Annotated in this window: 14 protein-coding genes and 1 tRNA gene; 12 read left to right on the forward strand and 3 right to left on the reverse strand. The window is 61.1% G+C overall.

Annotated elements, in window-relative coordinates:
* The first annotated feature begins 84 nt into the window (after window positions 1-84).
* A complete protein-coding gene (locus tag TRD_RS04075; RefSeq protein WP_012642265.1) occupies window positions 85-1,377 on the forward strand; it encodes an MFS transporter in 1,293 nt (430 codons plus the stop codon).
* Window positions 1,378-1,382: 5 nt separating this feature from the next.
* On the opposite strand, the gene lhgO is transcribed toward TRD_RS04075, so the two are convergent.
* The gene (gene lhgO / locus TRD_RS04080) at window positions 1,383-2,585 is read right to left on the reverse strand and encodes an L-2-hydroxyglutarate oxidase (protein WP_012642266.1); all 1,203 of its coding nucleotides are present in this window, start codon (window positions 2,583-2,585) and stop codon (window positions 1,383-1,385) included.
* A gap of 11 nt (window positions 2,586-2,596) precedes the next feature.
* Window positions 2,597-3,085, reverse strand: a complete 489-nt coding sequence (locus tag TRD_RS04085; protein ID WP_012642267.1) for a CBS domain-containing protein — start codon at window positions 3,083-3,085, stop codon at window positions 2,597-2,599.
* Between the two features lie 250 nt (window positions 3,086-3,335).
* On the opposite strand from TRD_RS04085, the gene TRD_RS04090 reads away from it, so the two are divergent.
* Both TRD_RS04090 and TRD_RS04095 read left to right on the forward strand, forming a co-directional pair.
* Window positions 3,336-4,484: an NAD(P)/FAD-dependent oxidoreductase gene (locus TRD_RS04090; protein ID WP_012642268.1), complete on the forward strand. Its 1,149-nt coding sequence runs from the start codon at window positions 3,336-3,338 to the stop codon at window positions 4,482-4,484.
* A gap of 23 nt (window positions 4,485-4,507) precedes the next feature.
* On the forward strand, window positions 4,508-4,801 hold the full coding sequence (locus TRD_RS04095; protein WP_041435959.1) for a DUF503 domain-containing protein: 294 nt from the start codon (window positions 4,508-4,510) through the stop codon (window positions 4,799-4,801).
* Between the two features lie 1,132 nt (window positions 4,802-5,933).
* Here TRD_RS04095 and TRD_RS04105 read toward each other — a convergent pair.
* On the reverse strand, window positions 5,934-6,776 hold the full coding sequence (locus tag TRD_RS04105; protein ID WP_041435960.1) for a J domain-containing protein: 843 nt from the start codon (window positions 6,774-6,776) through the stop codon (window positions 5,934-5,936).
* Between the two features lie 121 nt (window positions 6,777-6,897).
* Between TRD_RS04105 and TRD_RS04110 the strand changes: the two genes are divergently transcribed.
* The 9 genes from TRD_RS04110 (at window position 6,898) to TRD_RS04150 (ending at window position 17,973) form a co-directional block, all read left to right on the forward strand.
* Entirely contained in the window at window positions 6,898-8,574 is a 1,677-nt protein-coding gene (locus tag TRD_RS04110) for a thiamine pyrophosphate-binding protein (RefSeq protein ID WP_012642273.1), read from the forward strand.
* Between the two features lie 20 nt (window positions 8,575-8,594).
* Entirely contained in the window at window positions 8,595-8,876 is a 282-nt protein-coding gene (locus TRD_RS04115) for a hypothetical protein (protein ID WP_012642274.1), read from the forward strand.
* A 468-nt stretch (window positions 8,877-9,344) separates the two neighbouring features.
* A tRNA-Sec gene (locus TRD_RS14775) sits at window positions 9,345-9,441 on the forward strand.
* Between the two features lie 903 nt (window positions 9,442-10,344).
* Complete coding sequence (locus TRD_RS04125) at window positions 10,345-11,244, forward strand: methylenetetrahydrofolate reductase (protein ID WP_012642277.1); 900 nt, start codon at window positions 10,345-10,347, stop codon at window positions 11,242-11,244.
* Window positions 11,241-12,896 carry a formate--tetrahydrofolate ligase gene (locus TRD_RS04130; protein ID WP_012642278.1) on the forward strand — a complete coding sequence of 552 codons (1,656 nt, stop codon included), beginning with the start codon at window positions 11,241-11,243 and terminating at the stop codon, window positions 12,894-12,896. The genes TRD_RS04125 and TRD_RS04130 overlap by 4 nt, the downstream gene beginning before the upstream one ends.
* Before the next feature lie 52 nt (window positions 12,897-12,948).
* A complete protein-coding gene (locus tag TRD_RS04135) occupies window positions 12,949-14,361 on the forward strand; it encodes an aminomethyltransferase family protein (RefSeq protein ID WP_012642279.1) in 1,413 nt (470 codons plus the stop codon).
* Window positions 14,362-14,962: 601 nt separating this feature from the next.
* Window positions 14,963-16,138 (forward strand): ABC transporter substrate-binding protein, encoded by a 1,176-nt coding sequence (locus TRD_RS04140; protein ID WP_041435961.1) that lies wholly within the window; start codon window positions 14,963-14,965, stop codon window positions 16,136-16,138.
* 177 nt (window positions 16,139-16,315) lie between these two features.
* Complete coding sequence (locus tag TRD_RS04145; protein ID WP_012642281.1) at window positions 16,316-17,245, forward strand: DUF6282 family protein; 930 nt, start codon at window positions 16,316-16,318, stop codon at window positions 17,243-17,245.
* Window positions 17,242-17,973 carry a PIG-L deacetylase family protein gene (locus TRD_RS04150; RefSeq protein WP_012642282.1) on the forward strand — a complete coding sequence of 244 codons (732 nt, stop codon included), beginning with the start codon at window positions 17,242-17,244 and terminating at the stop codon, window positions 17,971-17,973. The genes TRD_RS04145 and TRD_RS04150 overlap by 4 nt, the downstream gene beginning before the upstream one ends.
* Window positions 17,974-17,975 lie beyond the last annotated feature (2 nt).

The raw sequence follows: 17,975 nt of genomic DNA on the forward strand, positions 1-17,975 counted from the left end.
CCCCCTGCCACCCGACAGCAGTGCACCCCGCCCAGATCAGTCCTGACGAGTCGTATACTGCGGCCGGAGGGAAGGGGGCAACTGGTGCCCATCGTTCGATCGCTCGTCCAGTATGCCCGCGGGCTTCTGCATTTACCTCGAGATATCCAATTGTTCTTCTTCTATGCACTTTTCTCGAATGTCGCCATCGGTGCATTTGCACTTCTCTATAACCTTTATTTACTTCAAATTGGCTTCCGAGAAGACTTCATCGGTCTGGTCAATGCAGTCTCGACAGCTTCCCTGGCTCTCTCCGCGTTGTCGCTCGGGAAATTGCTCCAGCAACGCGGAGCCTGGTGGTGTCTGACCTTCGGCACAGCAAGCTATATCGTGGCATCGACACTGCTTGCCCTCATGACCAATCCCGGTGCAATTCTCGCTTGTGCACTTTTGCAGGGTTTAGCGACGACCTTCCTCTTCGTCCCACTCATGCCTTTCGTCATCGACCATGCTCCTCGGGAACAACGGCCGACCGTGGCCGCGGTTGCACTCTCGTTGACTTCCATTTCGGCAACGATCGGAAATCTCTTGGCAGGTTGGTCGCCAACGTGGTTCGGTTTGGCGTTCGGGCTCCCCGTTCCCGGAGTTCTCTCTTTCCGCCTCGGGCTCGTGTCGAGCATTCTCGTTTGCGGAGTCGCTCTCGTCCCACTCGCACTCATGCGAGCACCTCGTCGCCGCGTATCCTCCACGAGTGACACTGCTGCCGGACCTGCAGCGGAGGGACTTTCCTCCAAACAAATACGCGTCTACCTATTCACTTTTGTTGTCGCTGGTGGTCTTTTGAGTCTCGGCAATGGTGCGGTGGTACCCTTCTACAACGTGTATTTGAACGGACTCGGACTTTCAGCAGAGACCATCGGGATCGTTTTCGCAGCAGCGAGCCTCATCGGTGCAGTCTTCGGATTGCTCGGTCCGGCCATCGCACAGCGCTTGGGACCCCTTGCCGCTGTCACGGTGCTGCGTCTTCTCCCGGTTTTCTTCTATACCCCCTTAACCGTCGTCCAAAGCATTCCGTTCGCGATCTCGGCACATATCGTGCGCATGATTTCGATCTCGATGGCTTGGCCAATCGACTCCATGCTCATTGCCGAAACATTACCACCAGCGGCCCGGGCACACGCGTTCAGTCTGCGCAGCGCGGCGTGGAATATCGGGTTCGCCGGCGCGAGCTTCGTTGCAGGACGGATCATCGTCCAGGCAGGCTACGCACCAGCGTTCGTCGCCTATTGCGCATTCTGTACCTTGGCAGTCGCGTACTTCTCGTTGCGCTTCCGGCATCACCCAGCAGCGCACGCACAAGTGGGATCAGGTCTTTCGATGAGCCAGCGACCTCGTTAGGACCATCAGCGAGTCGGCAGACTCTCAGCCAGTTCGTCGACCAGCAGCCGCGCGATTTCCAGACAAGAGGTCGCTGCCGGTGAAGGAGCATTGCGGACATGGACCACGCGGCCATGCCGCTCCAACACGAAGTCGTCCACGAGCTGGCCGTCCCGGGTCACGGCTTGCGCCCGCACACCGGACGGGCCGGGAAGGAGGTCATCTTCTTCGAGCTCCGGAACGAAACGCTGGAGCTCCCGGAGAAAGGCTCGCCGGCTAAAATCGCGCCAGAGCTCCATGAGGCCGACACGCCAGTATCGACGAGCCAAGATACGAAAACCAGGATAGGAAACCGCTTCCCAGAGATCGTGCCAGTCGACGTCTGTTCGACGATATCCCTCGCGGGCGAAGGCCAGAACGGCATTCGGCCCGAGCCACACCGAACCATCCAAGCGGGGGGTGAAATGGACACCGAGGAAGGGAAAGCGCGGATCGGGGACCGGATAGACGTTGGTGCGCACGAGGTGACTGCGTTCCGGACGGAGAACATAGTAGTCCCCACGGAAGGGCACGATGGCGGGGTCAGGTCCTCCACCGCTCGCTCGTGCCAAGCGGTCGCTGAACAGACCAGCACACACCAGAGCGAAGCGTGTCTCTAGGCAACCAGCACTCGTTTCGATCGCGATCGTACCGTTGCCCTGCCGGAAAGCCATCACGTGGTGACCCAAGCGAATTTCCCCACCCGCCGTGCGAATATCGTCGGCGAGTGCCTCCGCCACACGAACGAAGTCGACGATACCCGTCCGTGGCGACCAGATCGCGCGTACCCCCGTGACGGCCGGTTCACGCTCTCGTATCTCTTCCGGACCGAGGAGCTGCAATCCCTGAACCCCGTTCGCTTGTCCCCGTTGGAAGAGTTCGAGCAAGCGTGGAATCTCGTCGGGATTCGTCGCCACCACCAATTTACCGATCAACCGATACGGAATACCCCGTTCCTCGCAGTAGCGGATCAGCTTCGCTGCGCCGGCCACACAAGCGCGCGCCTTCAGGGAGCCCGGTCGGTAGTACAGGCCCGAATGGATCACGCCGCTGTTGTGTCCCGACTGGTGCGCCGCGACTTTCCCCTCTTTCTCCACGACCGCGAGCCTCACGCGTGGAAAACGAAGCAGAAGTTCGCGGGCAGTGGCGAGTCCGACCAGTCCAGCACCCACCACGACGACATCGAACATTCCACTCATCCTCACATTCCCGGTGGCTCGCGCTCGAGCGTGAAGGTGCGGTTCCCACAGGCGCTGCAGACCTCTGGACGATGCAGACCACGCTCGAAGTATCCGCAGTTGGAACAAGTCCATCGAGTGAGAGCGAAGAGGCGAATGAGATCGGCCCGTGTGACGATGCCGACGAGACGACCCTCTTTCAACACCGGAACTCGGCGAACGCGTTGCTGGACGATCAAGTCAGCGATCGCCTCAGCCGGTGTCTCCTCGGTGACAGCGATCACATCCCGCGTCATGATTTCGCCAGCCGTGTGGCCACGCTTTGCCAGGAGATCGAACTCCGAGACGATGCCGAGGACGCGGCCTGCCTCGTCAATCACCGGAACTCCAGTGATCCGGTGCGTCATGAGCAGCCGTGCCACTTCCTCGACAGTGGTATTCGGCCGCACCGTCACCACATTTTCCGTCATGATCTCTCGCGCCAAGACAGTGTCGACCGGATCACGTGTCATGAGTTGCCCTCCCCACCATCCGTGGATCGCGACAACCGGATCGTAGCACGTCATTCCTGCTGGCGCGAGCTGCCTCAGGACGGTTGCCTCGGCTCAGGCATCTCGAGCAAGACGCCCGGCGCGAGATGATACCGATCTGTCACGAGAGCTGACCCCATGCACCGCTCTGAGCGCAAGCGCATTGCCCGCACCCGCCTTTTCCACTGCGTATACTTCGACCATGAGCGTGCGGAGCCGATCGAGGAACACCATGGTGGAGTCTGTCGATTTCGTGATCATCGGCGCCGGTATCATGGGTTGCAGCCTCGCCTACCACCTGGCCGAACGCCGAGCAGGCCATATCGTCGTGCTCGAGCGAGACGAAATCGCCCGGGGCGCAACCGCCGACGCGGCTGGTGGTATCCGCCTCCAATTCTCCACGGAGACGAACATTCGCCTTTCTCTCCTCAGCTTCGAGTACTGGGAAAATTTTTCCGAACTTTTTGGAACCGATATTGGCCTTCATCAATATGGTTATCTCTTCTTGTTGACTAATACACAACATGTCGAAGCATTTCAGCAGTCTCTCGAGTTACAGCAGGCCTTGGGTGTGCCAGCCCGCTGGGTGAATCCAGAAGAGATCGCTCGCCTGCAACCGGCGGTACGGACCGACGATCTCCCCGGCGGAACCTACTGCCCGCGTGATGGCTGGTGCGATCCGTACTCAGCGACGATGGGATTCGCCCAAGCAGCCCGGGAACTCGGCGTGGAGTTCCGGGAGCACTGTCCAGCCATCGGTTTTCGGATCGAGCAGGACCGCCTCCACGCTGTCCTCACACCCGAAGGACCGGTGTCCTGTGGTGTCGCAGTCATCTGCGCAGGCCCGTACACTGGTGAACTCGGAAAGCTGGCCGGTGTCGAGCTACCGGTCCTTCCTTATCGCCGGATGAGCTTCGTGACCGAACCCTTCGACCTCGTGCCCAAAACGGTCCCGATGACGATCGAGTTCGAGTCATCGCTGTACTTCCACCCCGAAGGGGACGGCTTTTTGTTCGGCATGTCCAATCCGGATGAGCCCCCAGGTTTCAACAAGACGGTCGATCCCGAGTGGATGGCGCGCACCGTCGAGGCGCTTTGTCGCCGAGCACCGGTCTTCGAGCATGCACGGATCCGCCGCGGTTGGGCCGGATTCTACGAAGTGACGCCCGACGACAACCCGCTTCTCGGCTGGGTCGACGGTGTCGAAGGATTAGCGGTCGCCGCCGGCTTCAGCGGTCATGGGTTCATGCATGGTCCTGCTGTCGGGCGTTGCATGGCTGAGCTTCTTCTCGAGGGTGCAGCGCGCTCGGTCGATATCAGCCCGTTCGATCCAGGGCGTTTCCGCCGAGGACGACTCATACAGGAACAGAACGTAATCTGATTCTTCGATCGGAACGCGGCGAGATGGTGATCGGAGTCTCCCGACTAGCCCTCGAGATCCCGGGAGCGCATTCTCTCAAGGAGAAGCGGCGCGTCGTCAAATCGATCATTCAGCAAGTCCAGCACCGATTCAATGTCGCGATCGCCGAGACCGACGGACATGCGCAGTGGCAGTTCGCGGAAATCGGAATTGCCTGTGTCTCGACTTCACCGCAGCACGCCGATGAGATGCTGCGCCGCGTTCTCCAGTACATCGAGGAACATCTCACTGAGGGATATTTGCTCGACTATTCCACCGAACTCATCCACGTCTCGTGAACAGCAGGATTCGGCTGTCGCGTCACTGTCGTCGCTGCGCGATCATTGAACGTCGAGTGCCCTGCGCCACTCCAGATAGTTCACTCGAGCGAACTCACCGAGCTTCGCTGCGAACAGCGCGAAGGTGCGCGTCCAGAGGGCGCGTGATACGCGACGCGAAGATGTCGCCAGCGTCTTTGCGAGACCCGCACGAGTCGGTCGACGAGAAGCCGTCACTCGACACGGCGGCAACAGCGAGCTGATCGTCGCTATGGCGTGCGATTCAGAGTCGAGAAACGGCTCAACGACGACCACCTGGATGAGCGATTCGACTGTGAGAACCCTGCTGCGAAAGCATAGCTACTGATCACTTCGCTCACTGCTCGCGCAACTCAGTTCAACGACAGCAGGATCCGGATTTTCTGCTCCGGGGAATGGTCATTACTCTTCCTTGAAGCAGAAATGGAAGGAAAAAGCGAACCACAGAGAGAAGACTGCAGCATCGAAGCCATGAGTCGGCAGAATCGAAAAAACGATCGAGCGCGCGGAAATCCCGCGCGGGCACACGTCTGGGATGTCGCTGAAAAAGTCCTACCGTCTCACCGGTATCCAGGCGACGGGCTCACTGAATCGACGAACAGTGACTCTTCGCCGCTCCATCCCGGCTCGCAGCGGCTGCTAGAGCCGGTCGCAGTGCCCTGGTAAGGGAAACTGTTCCTCCTTTTTCCGATCCTGCGAACGATGACGAACCCGATTACCAGCCCAACAGCGAGCGAGCGATGGAGAATGCACGCACTCACGCACGCCTCGCCGAGTGAACCAGGACTGCAGTTCCCGTCGACAGGCGGAGCACACGTTATTCCCGCTCGGCACTCACGAGGAGAATTTCGAACGATCTGAGCCGGTCTGGGCAGACGCCGAACGACATCCGGTTCGGAGTTGAGCGGACTGCAGTGGACCGAGGGTTCGCCGAAGGGTGATCAGGCGTCGCACCTTCCCGGCGGGGGCGCATGCCACGACAAAAGTCCCCCGAGCGAACTCGCACCCTCGCGATCGCCCCGCGACCGGAGAAACGACTCTTCCAACATGCGTCCGCTGCGAGCCTTGGGTAAGGTCGGATGATTGGCATCGCGTCCGAGCTCGAGCGAGCCGATCAGTGGTGAGATCCGGTTCGGAGCGACAGCTCTCGGCGCCGTTCTTCGATCAAGCGTAAGAGACGGCGACGCCGCAATCGGAGGCCAGCCAGTTCATGCCGCAACAACTCTTCCTGCCGGTGCACATACCGCTCGACGATCGCCATGCCCTTCCGAGCAAGCTGTCCGACCTCGGAGCGCTCGAGTTCGCTCAGGCGGCGACGCAGCTGTACCTCTTCGAGTTGGCGTTGGGCCACTCCACGCCGCAGTCCTTCGAGCCCATCCGCAACAGGTGAGGCACTGTCCGTGTTCCAGACGGCGAAGAGTCGCTGTAGTTGTTCCACATCGCGTCGTTCCCAGGCTTGGTTGACGAGCCGCATCAACTGTTCGCGCTGAATGCGTTCTTCCTGATCACGTGCCAGGTCTGGATGGAGCAACCGGGCTAGCGAACGATAGAGGCGCCGCAATCGCTGGCCCACGCCAGCATCATCCGTCGTGCGCTCGCTCAGGTGCCCATTGGATCCCCGCCACTCCTGGCGGAACTCTTCCTGGCGCCAGGTTTCGCGTTGGCGGCGCAGCCGGAGGACCTCTTCATCGAGTTCCTCGTCAGCGAGCGGCTGGCTGACGCGCAGGAGACGGTTGAGCCGAGCTTCGAGCAACTCCACTTCCTGACGCAGTTCATCGCACTCACGCTGAAGCGGCCCGAGCCGACGCTGTATGAGCGCACGAACTTCCTGCTGTTCCAGCTCGAGGAGAGCGACCCGCTGCCGGAGCAAGCGTACGCGTTCCCCCCACTCCAGATAATTGAGTTCCAATCGCACCCGATCGAGAACCGACAACGGTGCTGGAAGAAATTCCGTCATACGAGCAGCTCGATCATTCGCACCTTCCACAACCGTTCCATTCTAGTCCGGCCGGTTTCCCAACGACCACTGGCTTTCCAAGTAGGGGTAAGATCGCGTATCGTATTCCCCGGAGGCTGCGATGGAGCGGACGGCATGGCAAATACTCGTCGATGCCCTGCAGACAGAAGGAATCTCGTACATCTTCGGTATGCCGGGTTCCCCGAAACATTTGTACGATGCCCTCTATGATGCATCCCATGTCCGGCCGATCCTAGTGCGACACGAGACCGCTGGTGCCTTCATGGCATATGCCTTCGCGCGGGTGAGCGGATCACCAGCCTGCTGTTTCGGTTGTCCAGGACCAGGAGTCGCGAATCTCGTGCCTGGTATCCTCGAGGCTTGGTCCGGCTGTGTGCCAGTCTTGGCTCTCGGAGTCCGTGCGCCGATGCGGACGTTCGGGATGGGCGCGTTCCAGGAAGCCGATCATGTCCGGATCGTCCGCCCCATCACGAAATGGGCAGCGACCGTCGAGCAGCCGGAACGAACCGGTTGGTACGTTCGACGTGCTCTCACGATCGCGACGAACGGCCAACCCGGACCAGTTTATTTAGAAATCCCCGCTGATATCGCGCTCCGCCCAGTGTCGGCGCCGCCCTATCAGCCAGCGCTGCGGGGGATACGATCAGCCCCGGATCCCGACCGAATCGAAGCAGCCGTCGAACTCCTGCGCCGTGCCGAGCGCCCGCTCTTGATTTGCGGGAGTGGCGCAATCGCGTCCCGAGCCTTCGACGCCGTGCGCACCTTCGTCGAACGCCTCGGTGTCCCGCTCCAAGTTACCCCAGGTGGGCGCGGAATCTTGGAAGAAGAGCATCCACTTTTCGCTGGTTTGGTCGGACTCTATCGAACCGAGTATCCGCGTTCAGTGTGGGAAGAGAGTGACCTCCTCGTCATGGTCGGCACGCGCATGGAGGAGTTCCAATCGGGAAATTGGACCTACTTCCCAGCCGGTGCCCGCTTGATCCAGATCGACATCGCGGCCGAAGAGCTCGGGCGCAACTGGGTACCGGACGTCGCGATCCAAGCCGATGCGCGCCTGGCACTGGAGGCGCTGCTCCAAGCGGCCGAGCGAGCCGGTGTGGCTCGTCGAGAGGAGCGCGTCCGCGAATTGACCGAACGCCAGCGGGCTGCCATCGCTGCCGCGGAAGGAACGCTGGACCCGACCACACGACCGATCCGTGGAAAATTCGTCGCAGCGACGATTAACCGTGTATTCGATCGGCGCACGATACTCGTCATGGAAAATGGAGCCCAGGATTTGTGGACGTACTACTGGCCGTACTACCGTCTTCGCGACACCGGTGCTGCTGTGCCGCCCGCTGAGCAGACAGCGATGGGGTTGGGAGTCTGTGGCGCGATCGGAGCAGCATTGGCTCGGCCAGACTGGTACGTGGTCTGCACGACTGGAGACGGTGCCTTCCAAATGGGAATGCACGAACTGCCGACAGCGGTCGAGCATCGATTGCGCGTGACTTGGGTAATCTTCAATGACCAGGCACTCGGTTGGCCACGGTGGACCCAGAAAACTGCGCTCGGTGGACGCGTCATTGCCACCGAGTTCGCGGCAACGTTCGATTTCGTTGCCGTTGCCAAGGCAGCAGGCTGCTACGCCGAACGGGTGGAAGATCCGGCAGAACTCGTCCGAGCACTCGAGCGGGCGCGCAAGGCGAACGAGACTGGACAGCCAGCGGTCATCGATGTGCGCGTCGACAGCGACGAGCACCATCCCAGCTTCGTCGAATTCCACCGGCTACGGTAGAGCGAATCGGGGCGATCTCCATGCTGGATCACACCGGACGATACCGAACCCGATACGAAGACACGTTGCGAGCGCTCGGTCACTATCTCGACCAGCATCGTTTCACCCGCATCGCAGTCATCGAAACCCCCGAAGGTTTTCTGATCAAAGGGTATATCGCTGCGAGCGGTCGAGACGAAGAGCACTTTGCCTTGGCTCCGGAGACACTGCTGTTTACCGATGAGGATCTCCGACAACTCCTGGAAGAGGCCTATCGGCGGCGGGGTACCGGCGGGGGCAACTCATCTTCCAGTACCCGATGACACCGCGGACAGGAGTATCGCCCATTTGCCCCACGCGCAGCCAAACCACAGGACCAACCATCGAGCGATCTGCCGATCCCCGGGAAGCGCTCATCGCTTCCCGGTTCCTGAACGCATTTCTTTGATCAACAGCATCGAATGCGATCTCTTCGGCAGAACCTGCCGGATGTTCCTGCCCTCTGCAGTACGACACTGGTGAAACGCAGTGCGGACAGTACTCGGCATGCTCGAACAAGGAGCTCACGCGAGTGTTTTTGAAATCGCTTGGTCGTTCCGGGTTGGAGATGATGGTGAGACAGCGAGTCCGGTGACGCGCTTCAGGATGAACCGTTCATCGCTCGGAAACCCTGCTACGGTGACGGAACTGACAGAGGCTCGCGTTCCGGTCGCTCGTAGCGGAAGAGAACGCGTACGAGGCTGGGGAGGGGCAACTTGTCGTGTTCAGCATCGGCGACGATACTTAGTTGCGAGGGCGGATCGGGCCCGGTGGCCTGCACGGTCTTCAAAACCGGTGGGCGGGGTGACGAGCCTCGCCGGTGGGTTCGACTCCCATGCGCCCTCGCCAGCGTCACCCGGGGGTCAGCCAGGGACACGGACCTGTGGGGTAAGAGTGGGGTACACCGGTGTGGCACCCCTGAAGACCGAACACCCCCGCTAGCCGAGACTCGACCAGCGATATGGTGCACAACACTGGGAGCACCGGTGAGCCTGGCTCTCAATGGTCGAGTCTGGATACTGACCCGACGAGTGCCGGAACACCCCGTTTTAACGCTGTCAACGTGCCACCCCAACCGCGACCCGCATCGTACCGGCCCCCTTCCCGTGAGTCAACCGTCCGCGCCCGAAAATCCCGCTGGTTGTCTCAGCGGAGGCAGGTCGGTCGTGAGCGGATGATCAAGAGTCGACACAGGCAGGCGGGCTGTGCCAGATATCGCCCCCGTCGATACAGTCGGTCGGTGGAGTTCGGCGGGGGCTGAGGCAGCGTACTTCTTGCCACCCAAGCCGGAGCGACCGACGCTCCGTGCGGATACGACCACCACGCGGATGAAATTGGTCACCATCTTCCGGCTGAGCGACTCAGAGTCCCCCAAAGTACCGGACCAGTACGGAACACCACTCGAGGCACCTTTCCAGCACGGACGTCGTCAACGGCTCACAGTGAGTACAGCACCGTTCTAGCATCCGAAAGACACACTCTTTCCATCGCACAGGGGTCGATCACCCTTCCGGCCGACCATGGCGATCCGGCCCGAACTCAGCTCGATCCCGACACGGTACGCGCATTCTCTCGCAGCTATCCGAAACGCGGTCACTTTAGGGCTTGCACGTGATGACGTCGCGCATTACTATAGCCATGAAGTGAGGCCCGGGAGGTGGAACCGATCACACGGAGATACAGACAGCGCGGAATGTCGGGGATGGCATCTGGTGGTGCCCACTGTGGTTCGACAGGAAAGGGATGCTTGTAATGACCGATGACGTCCTATCCGAGGCAGCAATCGAAGCAACTCCTGACATATCGTTTTACTGCGCACTACTCGAGGAACTCCGCATCGAAGTGCTCCCGACAGTGGAACTCGAGAAAGTCATGGCCACAGTTCCACTGGGATCGACGCTGACCGTGACGAGTTCACCTGCGCATGGTGTCAAAGGCACTCTGGCCACCGCCCTCGCGTTGCGCCAGCACGGTTATCGGGTCGTCCCCCATCTCGCCGCACGGGCCCTGCGCAGCCACCAGGAACTCGTGCTCCTCTGGCAGCAGTTCGTCGCCGCCGGTATCGACGAGGTATTCGTCGTTGGCGGTGATCAGACAGAGCCGGCCGGCGAGTTCCCCGACTCCCGGACCCTCTTGACTGCGCTCGTCGAGCTCCAACCACGCCCACGCCGTATCGGAATCGCCGCCTATCCGGAAGGACATCCCCACATCCCAGCCGATGTGCTCGACGCGGACCTCCTCACCAAGCAAGCCCTCGCCGATTACGCTATTACCCAACTGGTGTTCGATCCCGATGCACTGGTCAGGTGGCTCACGAGAATGCGATCGCGCGGCTTCACTCTGCCACTCTATCTCTGTCTACCCGGCACTCTGCGGCTCGATCGCCTTATCCGCATCGGCCTACGCCTCGGCCTGGGAACCTCGCTTCGCTACCTCGAAAAGCAACGGGGTCTGGTCGGTCGCCTCCTGACCGGTGGTATCCACTATGATCCGAGTGACCTCTTGGATGAACTCGTCCGGCGTCCAGCTGCGATTCAGGGAGGGATTGTCGGCATCCATTGGAGCAGTTTCAATGCTCTCGCGAGCGTCGTCGAGTGGGTCGCTGCCAAACGTGCACGACTCGGCTGCCCAGGGGAAGGAGTGCAAGCATGAGCGGAACGCAGCTCATAAAGCTGCGACCGATCAGCGAGATAGCCAATGAACTCGGCCTTTTGCCGGAGGAAGTCGAGCACTATGGACCCTACAAGGCGAAGATCACGCTCGATGTGCTGGCCCGGCTCGACACTCCGCGGGCACGCTATATCCTGGTCACGGGAATCAACCCGACTCCGTTCGGCGAAGGGAAGACGACCGTCTCGGTCGGTCTCGGTCAGGCTTTCGGACGGCTTGGACTCCGCTCCATCGTGACCGTCCGCCAATCCTCCATGGGCCCCGTCTTCGGAACGAAAGGGGCTGGTGCCGGTGGCGGTGCGGCTCAGCTCCATCCCTTCCCGGACCTCGCCTTGCACTTCACTGGCGACCTGCATGCTGTCACGACCGCCCATAACCTGCTCGCGGCCTTGATCGACAATGCACTCTACCATGACACCCTCCCGCTCGATCCCCGTACGATCACCTGGCCTCGCGTGATCGATCTCAATGACCGCGCACTCCGCCAACTGATCGTCGGACTCGGTGAAACGACTCGCACCGTTCGTGCGACCCGTTTCGACATCACGCCCGCCTCCGAAGTCATGGCCATCCTCGCCTTAGCACGTGACTATCGCGATCTGCGCCAGCGCCTTGGGCAAATCGTAGTCGGTCGCACCTGGCAAGGACAGGTTGTCACGGCAGAGGACCTCGGGGGTGCCGGCGCGATGGCTGCCCTGCTCGTCGATGCCCTCAAGCCGAATCTCGTTCAGACGAGCGAGGGGACTGCCGCCTTCGTACACACCGGGCCCTTTGGCAACATCGCCACTGGCGCGTCATCCGTGGTTGCCGATCTCGTCGCGGTGCGACTGGCCGACGTGGTCGTGACGGAGGCCGGTTTCGGCACTGATCTGGGAGCCGAGAAGTTCTTCCACCTCAAGTGCCGGGCGAGTGGTTTGGCTCCGCACGCCGCTGTGCTCGTCGCCTCGGTCCGCGCTCTGAAGGTCCAAGGTGGCAAAAGTGTCCGCGACATCGAGACAGGAGGCGAGGACCTCGCGGCACTCGAGGCGGGCTTGCCGAATCTTTTCAAGCATCTTGAGAACCTTCGCACCTTTGGCGTGCCGGCAGTGGTGGCAATCAACCAGTTCCCCACCGACACCCCGCGGGAAATCGAACGCCTCGCCCAGGCGGCCCGCGAGGCAGGTGCCTGCGACGTCGCCGTGGTCGAAGTGTTTACCTGCGGTGGGGAAGGCGGCCTCGAATTGGCACGGGCCGTGCTCCGCGCTGCCCAGGAGCCGCCGGCGTTCCGTCCAGTGTACGAACTCGATTGGCCACTGGAACGCAAGGTCGAGGCCGTGGCGCGCACGTTGTACGGGGCGGGAGCCGTCCGCTTCAGTCCAGCTGCCAAACGGCAACTCGACGACCTCGTGCGGCTCGGCTACGACCGGCTGCCGATCTGTATGGCAAAGACGGCCCAATCACTCAGTGCTGATCCGAACCTCCTCGGCCGACCTGAGGACTTCACGGTCGAGGTACGCGAACTGCGCCTCTTCGCTGGGGCGGGCTATATCGTCGTCCTTCTCGGTGATATCCAGACAATGCCGGGACTCGGTCGTCATCCGCGAGCCGCGCATATCGATATCGACGAGCACGGCAGAATCTTGGGCGTTTCGTAGAGAGCCGGGACGAGAATCAGCCAGTAACGCTCATCAGTGAGAGGAGTGTTCCATGACCAGCGAAACACCGCGCACGCTGCAGGAGGTACTGGAGCGCGCACCGAGCGTGCAGGAGTTGCTCTACCACAACCCGACCGGCGCCCGGGTCTACCCCGTCGTCCCCCCTGAGTTCACCAACTGGCGGGACGAACAGCACGCCTGGCGGGATACCGTCTGCCTCTTCGACCTCTCCTACCACATGACGGACCTTTTCCTGCGTGGTCCCGATGCCTTCGCCCTCCTCCGCCAGCTCGGCATCAACTCCTTCGAGGGCTTCCAGCCCGGGCAGGCCAAGCAGTACGTCCCCGTCTCCCCCGAGGGGTACGTCATCGGCGACGTCATCCTCTTCTACCTGGAGGACGGTACTTTCCAGCTGGTCGGCCGCCCCTCCGTCCATAACTGGGTCCAGTTCCACGCCGCGACCAGCGGTGCCGCCGTCTCCTTCGAGCGTGACGAGTGGTCGGTCGCCGATCCCCACAAGCCGCGCAAGACCTTCCGCTTCCAGATCCAGGGCCCCAACGCCCCCATGCTCCTCGAGAAACTGCTCGGCGGCCCCCCACCCGACCTCCCCTTCTTCCACTTCACCCGCGTCTCGATCGCCGGCAAGCGCGTCGGCCTCCTCCACCACGGCATGAGCGGGGTGGCCGGCGCTGAGTTCTTCGGCGATTTCGCCGATGGCCCCGCCGTCAAGGCCGCCATCCTCGAAGCCGGCAAGGAGTTCGGTTTACGGCAAGTTGGCTCGCGCGCCTATGCAACGAACGGGCTCGAATCCGGCTGGATTCCCAATCCGCTGCCGGCGATCTACACCAGTCCGGCGCTCGAGGCCTACCGGCGGTGGCTCCCCGCGACGGCCTACGAAGCGATCGGCTCGCTGGGTGGAAGTTTCGTCAGTCCCCGGATCGAAGACTACTACCTGACCCCGTGGGATCTGGGGTATGGTCGCCTGATCAAGTTCGATCACGACTTCGTCGGCCGAGCCGCCCTCGAGCGGCTCAAGGACCAGCCACACCGCAAGAAGGTGACGCTGGTCTGGGATCCGGACGAGGCCGCGCGCGTCATCAGCAGTCTCGTCACGCGCCCCAAGGGCCAGCGCTACAAGTACTTCGATCTCCCCTTGGCCCAGTACGCGACTTGGATGTACGACGCCGTCCTCAACGATGCTGGAGAAGTCGTCGGCTTCTCCATGTGGACTGGCTTCTCCTCGAACGAGGAGCGGGTGCTCTCGCTGGCGACGGTGCGCTCGGAGTATGCCCAGGAGGGGACGCGACTGCGCGTGGTCTGGGGAGAGCCGAACGGGGGCTCGCGCAAGCCGTCGGTCGAGCGGCACGTGCAGACTGAGGTGTGGGTGACGGTCGGTCCCGCCCCCTACGCGGAACCAGCCCGCCGCTACCGCGAGCAGGTCGCCCGCGCCCGCCGGTCGAGTTGAGGCGTTGAGGACGGGCAAGTCACAGAATCCCCTGGGCCGATTCGTGGCCCAGGGGGCTTTCTTTCTGCCGGAGCGAAGGCAAAAAGCCTCCGTTTCATCCCCGTGGTCTTTGATCGCAGGAGCGCTACCGAATCCATCGGCCGAGCGGGAAAAAGCGGTCGCTGGTCTGCGCGGGGACTGCATGCTCCTCGGCCGGGCTCCTTTGTCACTCGTACGAGAACGTTTGATCGACGTATGCGTGGAGGGCGGCGTCCTTACTTGACTCTGTGGGCAAAGCACAGTATACTGGCTATTGAGTATGTTCGTTGTTTGTTCAGATATGCTGAACGGATACAAATCCGATCTACCATGTGACCGCTCAGAGAAAATTTTGTTTTAAGTATACATCAACAACAACTCCTAAATTCTGTCATCCCTGGTGACCCATTGAACCATTTGGAACGAAATCATCTGCCTTCGTGCAATCGAGCTGGCAGTTCGCTCGAAAGGAGGTAGTGCTCTCCTAGAGAGACTGTAGCTGGCGCCCGATGAGTGCACGCCACCATGTTGAGGCCGAGAGTGTCGGAAGATGCAGTTGAGGAGAACCGTGAGGAGGACGGAAATGGATCGAGCGATGATCACGCGTCGTCATTTCTTCCAAGGATTAATTGGTGCCAGCACATTCGCCTTCATCGGTTCGTTGCTCTCCGCATGCGGCAGCAACCAAGAACCCACCCGGACTACCGTACCTTCGACGCCGGCGTTCACGCCCGCAACAGGAACATCACCCAGTCCGACAGCGGTACCATCCCCGACGTCGGCCGCAACACCGACAGCCGTCCCCACCATCAGCCGAACTCGCAAACTCAAGATGCGCGTGGCTCTCGCCACTGAAGAAGCTGGTAACTTCATCGCCGTCGAAAAGGGGTTTTTCAAAGATGTCGGGCTCGACGTCGAACTCGTGACGACGCAAGGCACACCCGGTGAGGTGATTCCACTCGTTGCGGTGGGGCAATTGGACCTGTTCAGCGGCGCAATTCAGGCAGCACTCGTCAATGCACGAACCCAAGGTGTCGAAGTCACGATCGTAGCCGGTGAGGGAGCATTGCGTCGCGGGAATGTCTTTCACGCCTACGCGGTTACGAAGCAACTCTACGATCAAGGAGTGCGCTCGGTATCAGACCTACGCGGACGAACGCTCGCGATGCCCAGCGACGCAGGTATCGATCTCCTCGAACTCAAGAAGGTTCTAGAGTCGGGCAGTCTCACGTTGGACGACGTCAAGTTGCAGTTGATCCGCCTACCGGATATGCCGACCGCCCTTCAGAACGGAGCCGTAGAGGCGGCAGAATTGGTCGAGCCGTACGCAACGATTGCCACGAAGCAGCTCGATGCAGCTGTCCCTATTGTTGCCGGTGACGCGATCGTCGACATCGTCGGCGACAACTTTCCGATTTCTGTCATCGTGGTCGGTCCTCCGATGCTGAAGGATCCAGCACTTTTGGAAGCGTTCCTCGTCGGTTATCTGCGAGGTGCTCGCTACTATCTGCAAGCATTGAAGGACCCTGCGGTACGCGCCGAAGTGGTAGCTATCCTCAAGAATCGAACCCCGCTCAAGGACGATAAGCTCTACGAGCAGATGACCTGGCCAGGAGTTTCCGCGGACGGGACATTCGACATCGCCAAGCTGGAAGAAGCACAACAGCTCTGGAAGCAGCGCGGAAAGATTCAGCAGACTGTTCCCGTCGACCAGTTGGTCGACTTTCGATTCGTCACGAACGCGGCTAAGCAGATCTAGTCCCGCGCCGGAGGAGAGCCCGAGCCCCGAGAATCGGGCTCTCCTCACACGTGCTTCATCCGTAAACGATTACCCTCGTCTGTGTTACACTGTGCACGTCGTGGACGCCATCTTCCTCTTACGCAGTAGGGACCGAAACCGAAAACGTTCTCGACGATCGATGGGAAGGCGCACGAAATGGCGACACCGTTACCGATTCCGAGCCAGCGAGCGCGCGAGCTCGTCCGTGGAGCGTACGATCTCCATGTCCACTCCGGTCCAGACGTCATGCCACGGCGCATCGACGATATCGCGCTCGCGCAACGATTTCGCGAGGTCGGTCTCGCTGGTTACGTGATCAAGTCGCATTACGTTCCCACTGCCGAGCGAGCTGCCGTTATCCGCTCGGCCGTTCCGGGTGTTGACGTGCTCGGGTCGATCACGCTCAACCGTGCAGTCGGGGGACTGAACCCGCTCGCAGTGGAGATCGCGGCCCGGGAAAATGCTCGCTTCGTGTGGTTGCCAACGGTCGATGCGGCGAACGAACGTCGCCACCTTCGCCACGCTGCCCCTGGAAGCAAGCTGCCATACTGGGCACGACTTCAGCAGGAAATGCGCGAGGCGGGATTCGATGTTCCCCCGGTCGAGGTTGTCGATGACCGAGGCGATATCGTACCGGAACTCCGAGCTGTCCTGCGCATCATCGCTCGTCATGACCTGGTTCTCGCAACCGGACACCTCGGTCGTGATGAGATTTTCGCCGTCGTCCATGCCGCACGCGAGGAAGGTGTTCGGCATATTATCGTGACGCATCCGGATTTTCCCTCCCAGGCACTGCCCATCGAGGACCAGATCGCGCTCGCTGAATCGGGAGCCTTTCTCGAGCACTGCTTTACCCCATTGTTCAGCGGGAAAGTGCCGTGGGAGACAGCTTTTGCGCATATTCGTGCAGTCGGTGTGCATCGGGTCGTTCTCAGCACCGATCTCGGTCAGCCGGATAACCCACCGGTCGAGGACGGCCTCGCTCTCTTCGCTGATCGCCTGCTGGAAGCCGGGTTCAGCGAGGAGGAGATCCACATCATGGCAGTGCACAACACAGTGCGGCTCGCCCGAGGGAGGGAAACATGAGTGGTGTCCAACGCTTGCTGGTGGTCGGTGCACACGCCGCCGACTTCGTCTGGCGCGCGGGAGGTGTCATCGCGCTGGTCACCGCAAACGGTGGAGAAGCGATCGTTCTTGCGCTTTCCTATGGTGAACGCGGGGAGTCGGGTGAGTTGTGGAAGGAGCCAGGTCAAACAGTCGAGCGCGTCAAGGCGATCCGGCACGAGCAAGCAGAGCGTGCAGCCCACCTACTCGGCGCACGCTTCGTCAGCTTCGATCTCGGTGACTATCCCCTAGAAGTCGATCGCGAGGCGACCGAGCGACTCGCCCAGCTCATTCGCGACTTCCGCCCCGACGCGATCGTGACGCACACTCCGACCGATCCCTTCAACCCCGATCACCCGGTCGCCAACCAGGCTGTTCAACGAGCACGTCTCCTCTCCTCTGGTGCAGGCGTCGCCAGTGCCTTCGAGACGATCGAGCCGCCACCTTTGTACTACTTCGAGCCGCATCAACCTGAGCTCTGTGGTTTTGTCCCGAACGTCTTCGTCGATATCACGCCAGTATTCGAGAAAAAGGTCGCTGCGATGCAGGTCATGGCGTCACAACAGTACCTCCAGCACTACTATGCTGAGCTTGCGGAACGTCGGGCCAATCATGCACGGCGCATTTCCGGCGCCAAGGACATCCGCTACGCAGAAGCGTTTCAACGTGTCACACCACTGGTCGTGCGTGCCTTGCTCGGTCATGGTTGAAC

The sequence above is a fragment of the Thermomicrobium roseum DSM 5159 genome (assembly GCF_000021685.1).
Taxonomy (GTDB): Bacteria; Chloroflexota; Chloroflexia; order Thermomicrobiales; family Thermomicrobiaceae; genus Thermomicrobium; species Thermomicrobium roseum.

Coding starts and splice junctions, on each gene's coding strand:
- lhgO (WP_012642266.1), bottom strand. CDS start 2,585: ATGTTCGATGTCGTCGTGGTGGGTGCTGGACTGGTCGGACTCGCCACT.
- TRD_RS04085 (WP_012642267.1), bottom strand. CDS start 3,085: ATGACACGTGATCCGGTCGACACTGTCTTGGCGCGAGAGATCATGACG.
- TRD_RS04090 (WP_012642268.1), top strand. CDS start 3,336: ATGGTGGAGTCTGTCGATTTCGTGATCATCGGCGCCGGTATCATGGGT.
- TRD_RS04095 (WP_041435959.1), top strand. CDS start 4,508: ATGGTGATCGGAGTCTCCCGACTAGCCCTCGAGATCCCGGGAGCGCAT.
- TRD_RS04105 (WP_041435960.1), bottom strand. CDS start 6,776: ATGACGGAATTTCTTCCAGCACCGTTGTCGGTTCTCGATCGGGTGCGA.
- TRD_RS04110 (WP_012642273.1), top strand. CDS start 6,898: ATGGAGCGGACGGCATGGCAAATACTCGTCGATGCCCTGCAGACAGAA.
- TRD_RS04115 (WP_012642274.1), top strand. CDS start 8,595: ATGCTGGATCACACCGGACGATACCGAACCCGATACGAAGACACGTTG.
- TRD_RS04125 (WP_012642277.1), top strand. CDS start 10,345: ATGACCGATGACGTCCTATCCGAGGCAGCAATCGAAGCAACTCCTGAC.
- TRD_RS04130 (WP_012642278.1), top strand. CDS start 11,241: ATGAGCGGAACGCAGCTCATAAAGCTGCGACCGATCAGCGAGATAGCC.
- TRD_RS04135 (WP_012642279.1), top strand. CDS start 12,949: ATGACCAGCGAAACACCGCGCACGCTGCAGGAGGTACTGGAGCGCGCA.
- TRD_RS04140 (WP_041435961.1), top strand. CDS start 14,963: ATGGATCGAGCGATGATCACGCGTCGTCATTTCTTCCAAGGATTAATT.
- TRD_RS04145 (WP_012642281.1), top strand. CDS start 16,316: ATGGCGACACCGTTACCGATTCCGAGCCAGCGAGCGCGCGAGCTCGTC.
- TRD_RS04150 (WP_012642282.1), top strand. CDS start 17,242: ATGAGTGGTGTCCAACGCTTGCTGGTGGTCGGTGCACACGCCGCCGAC.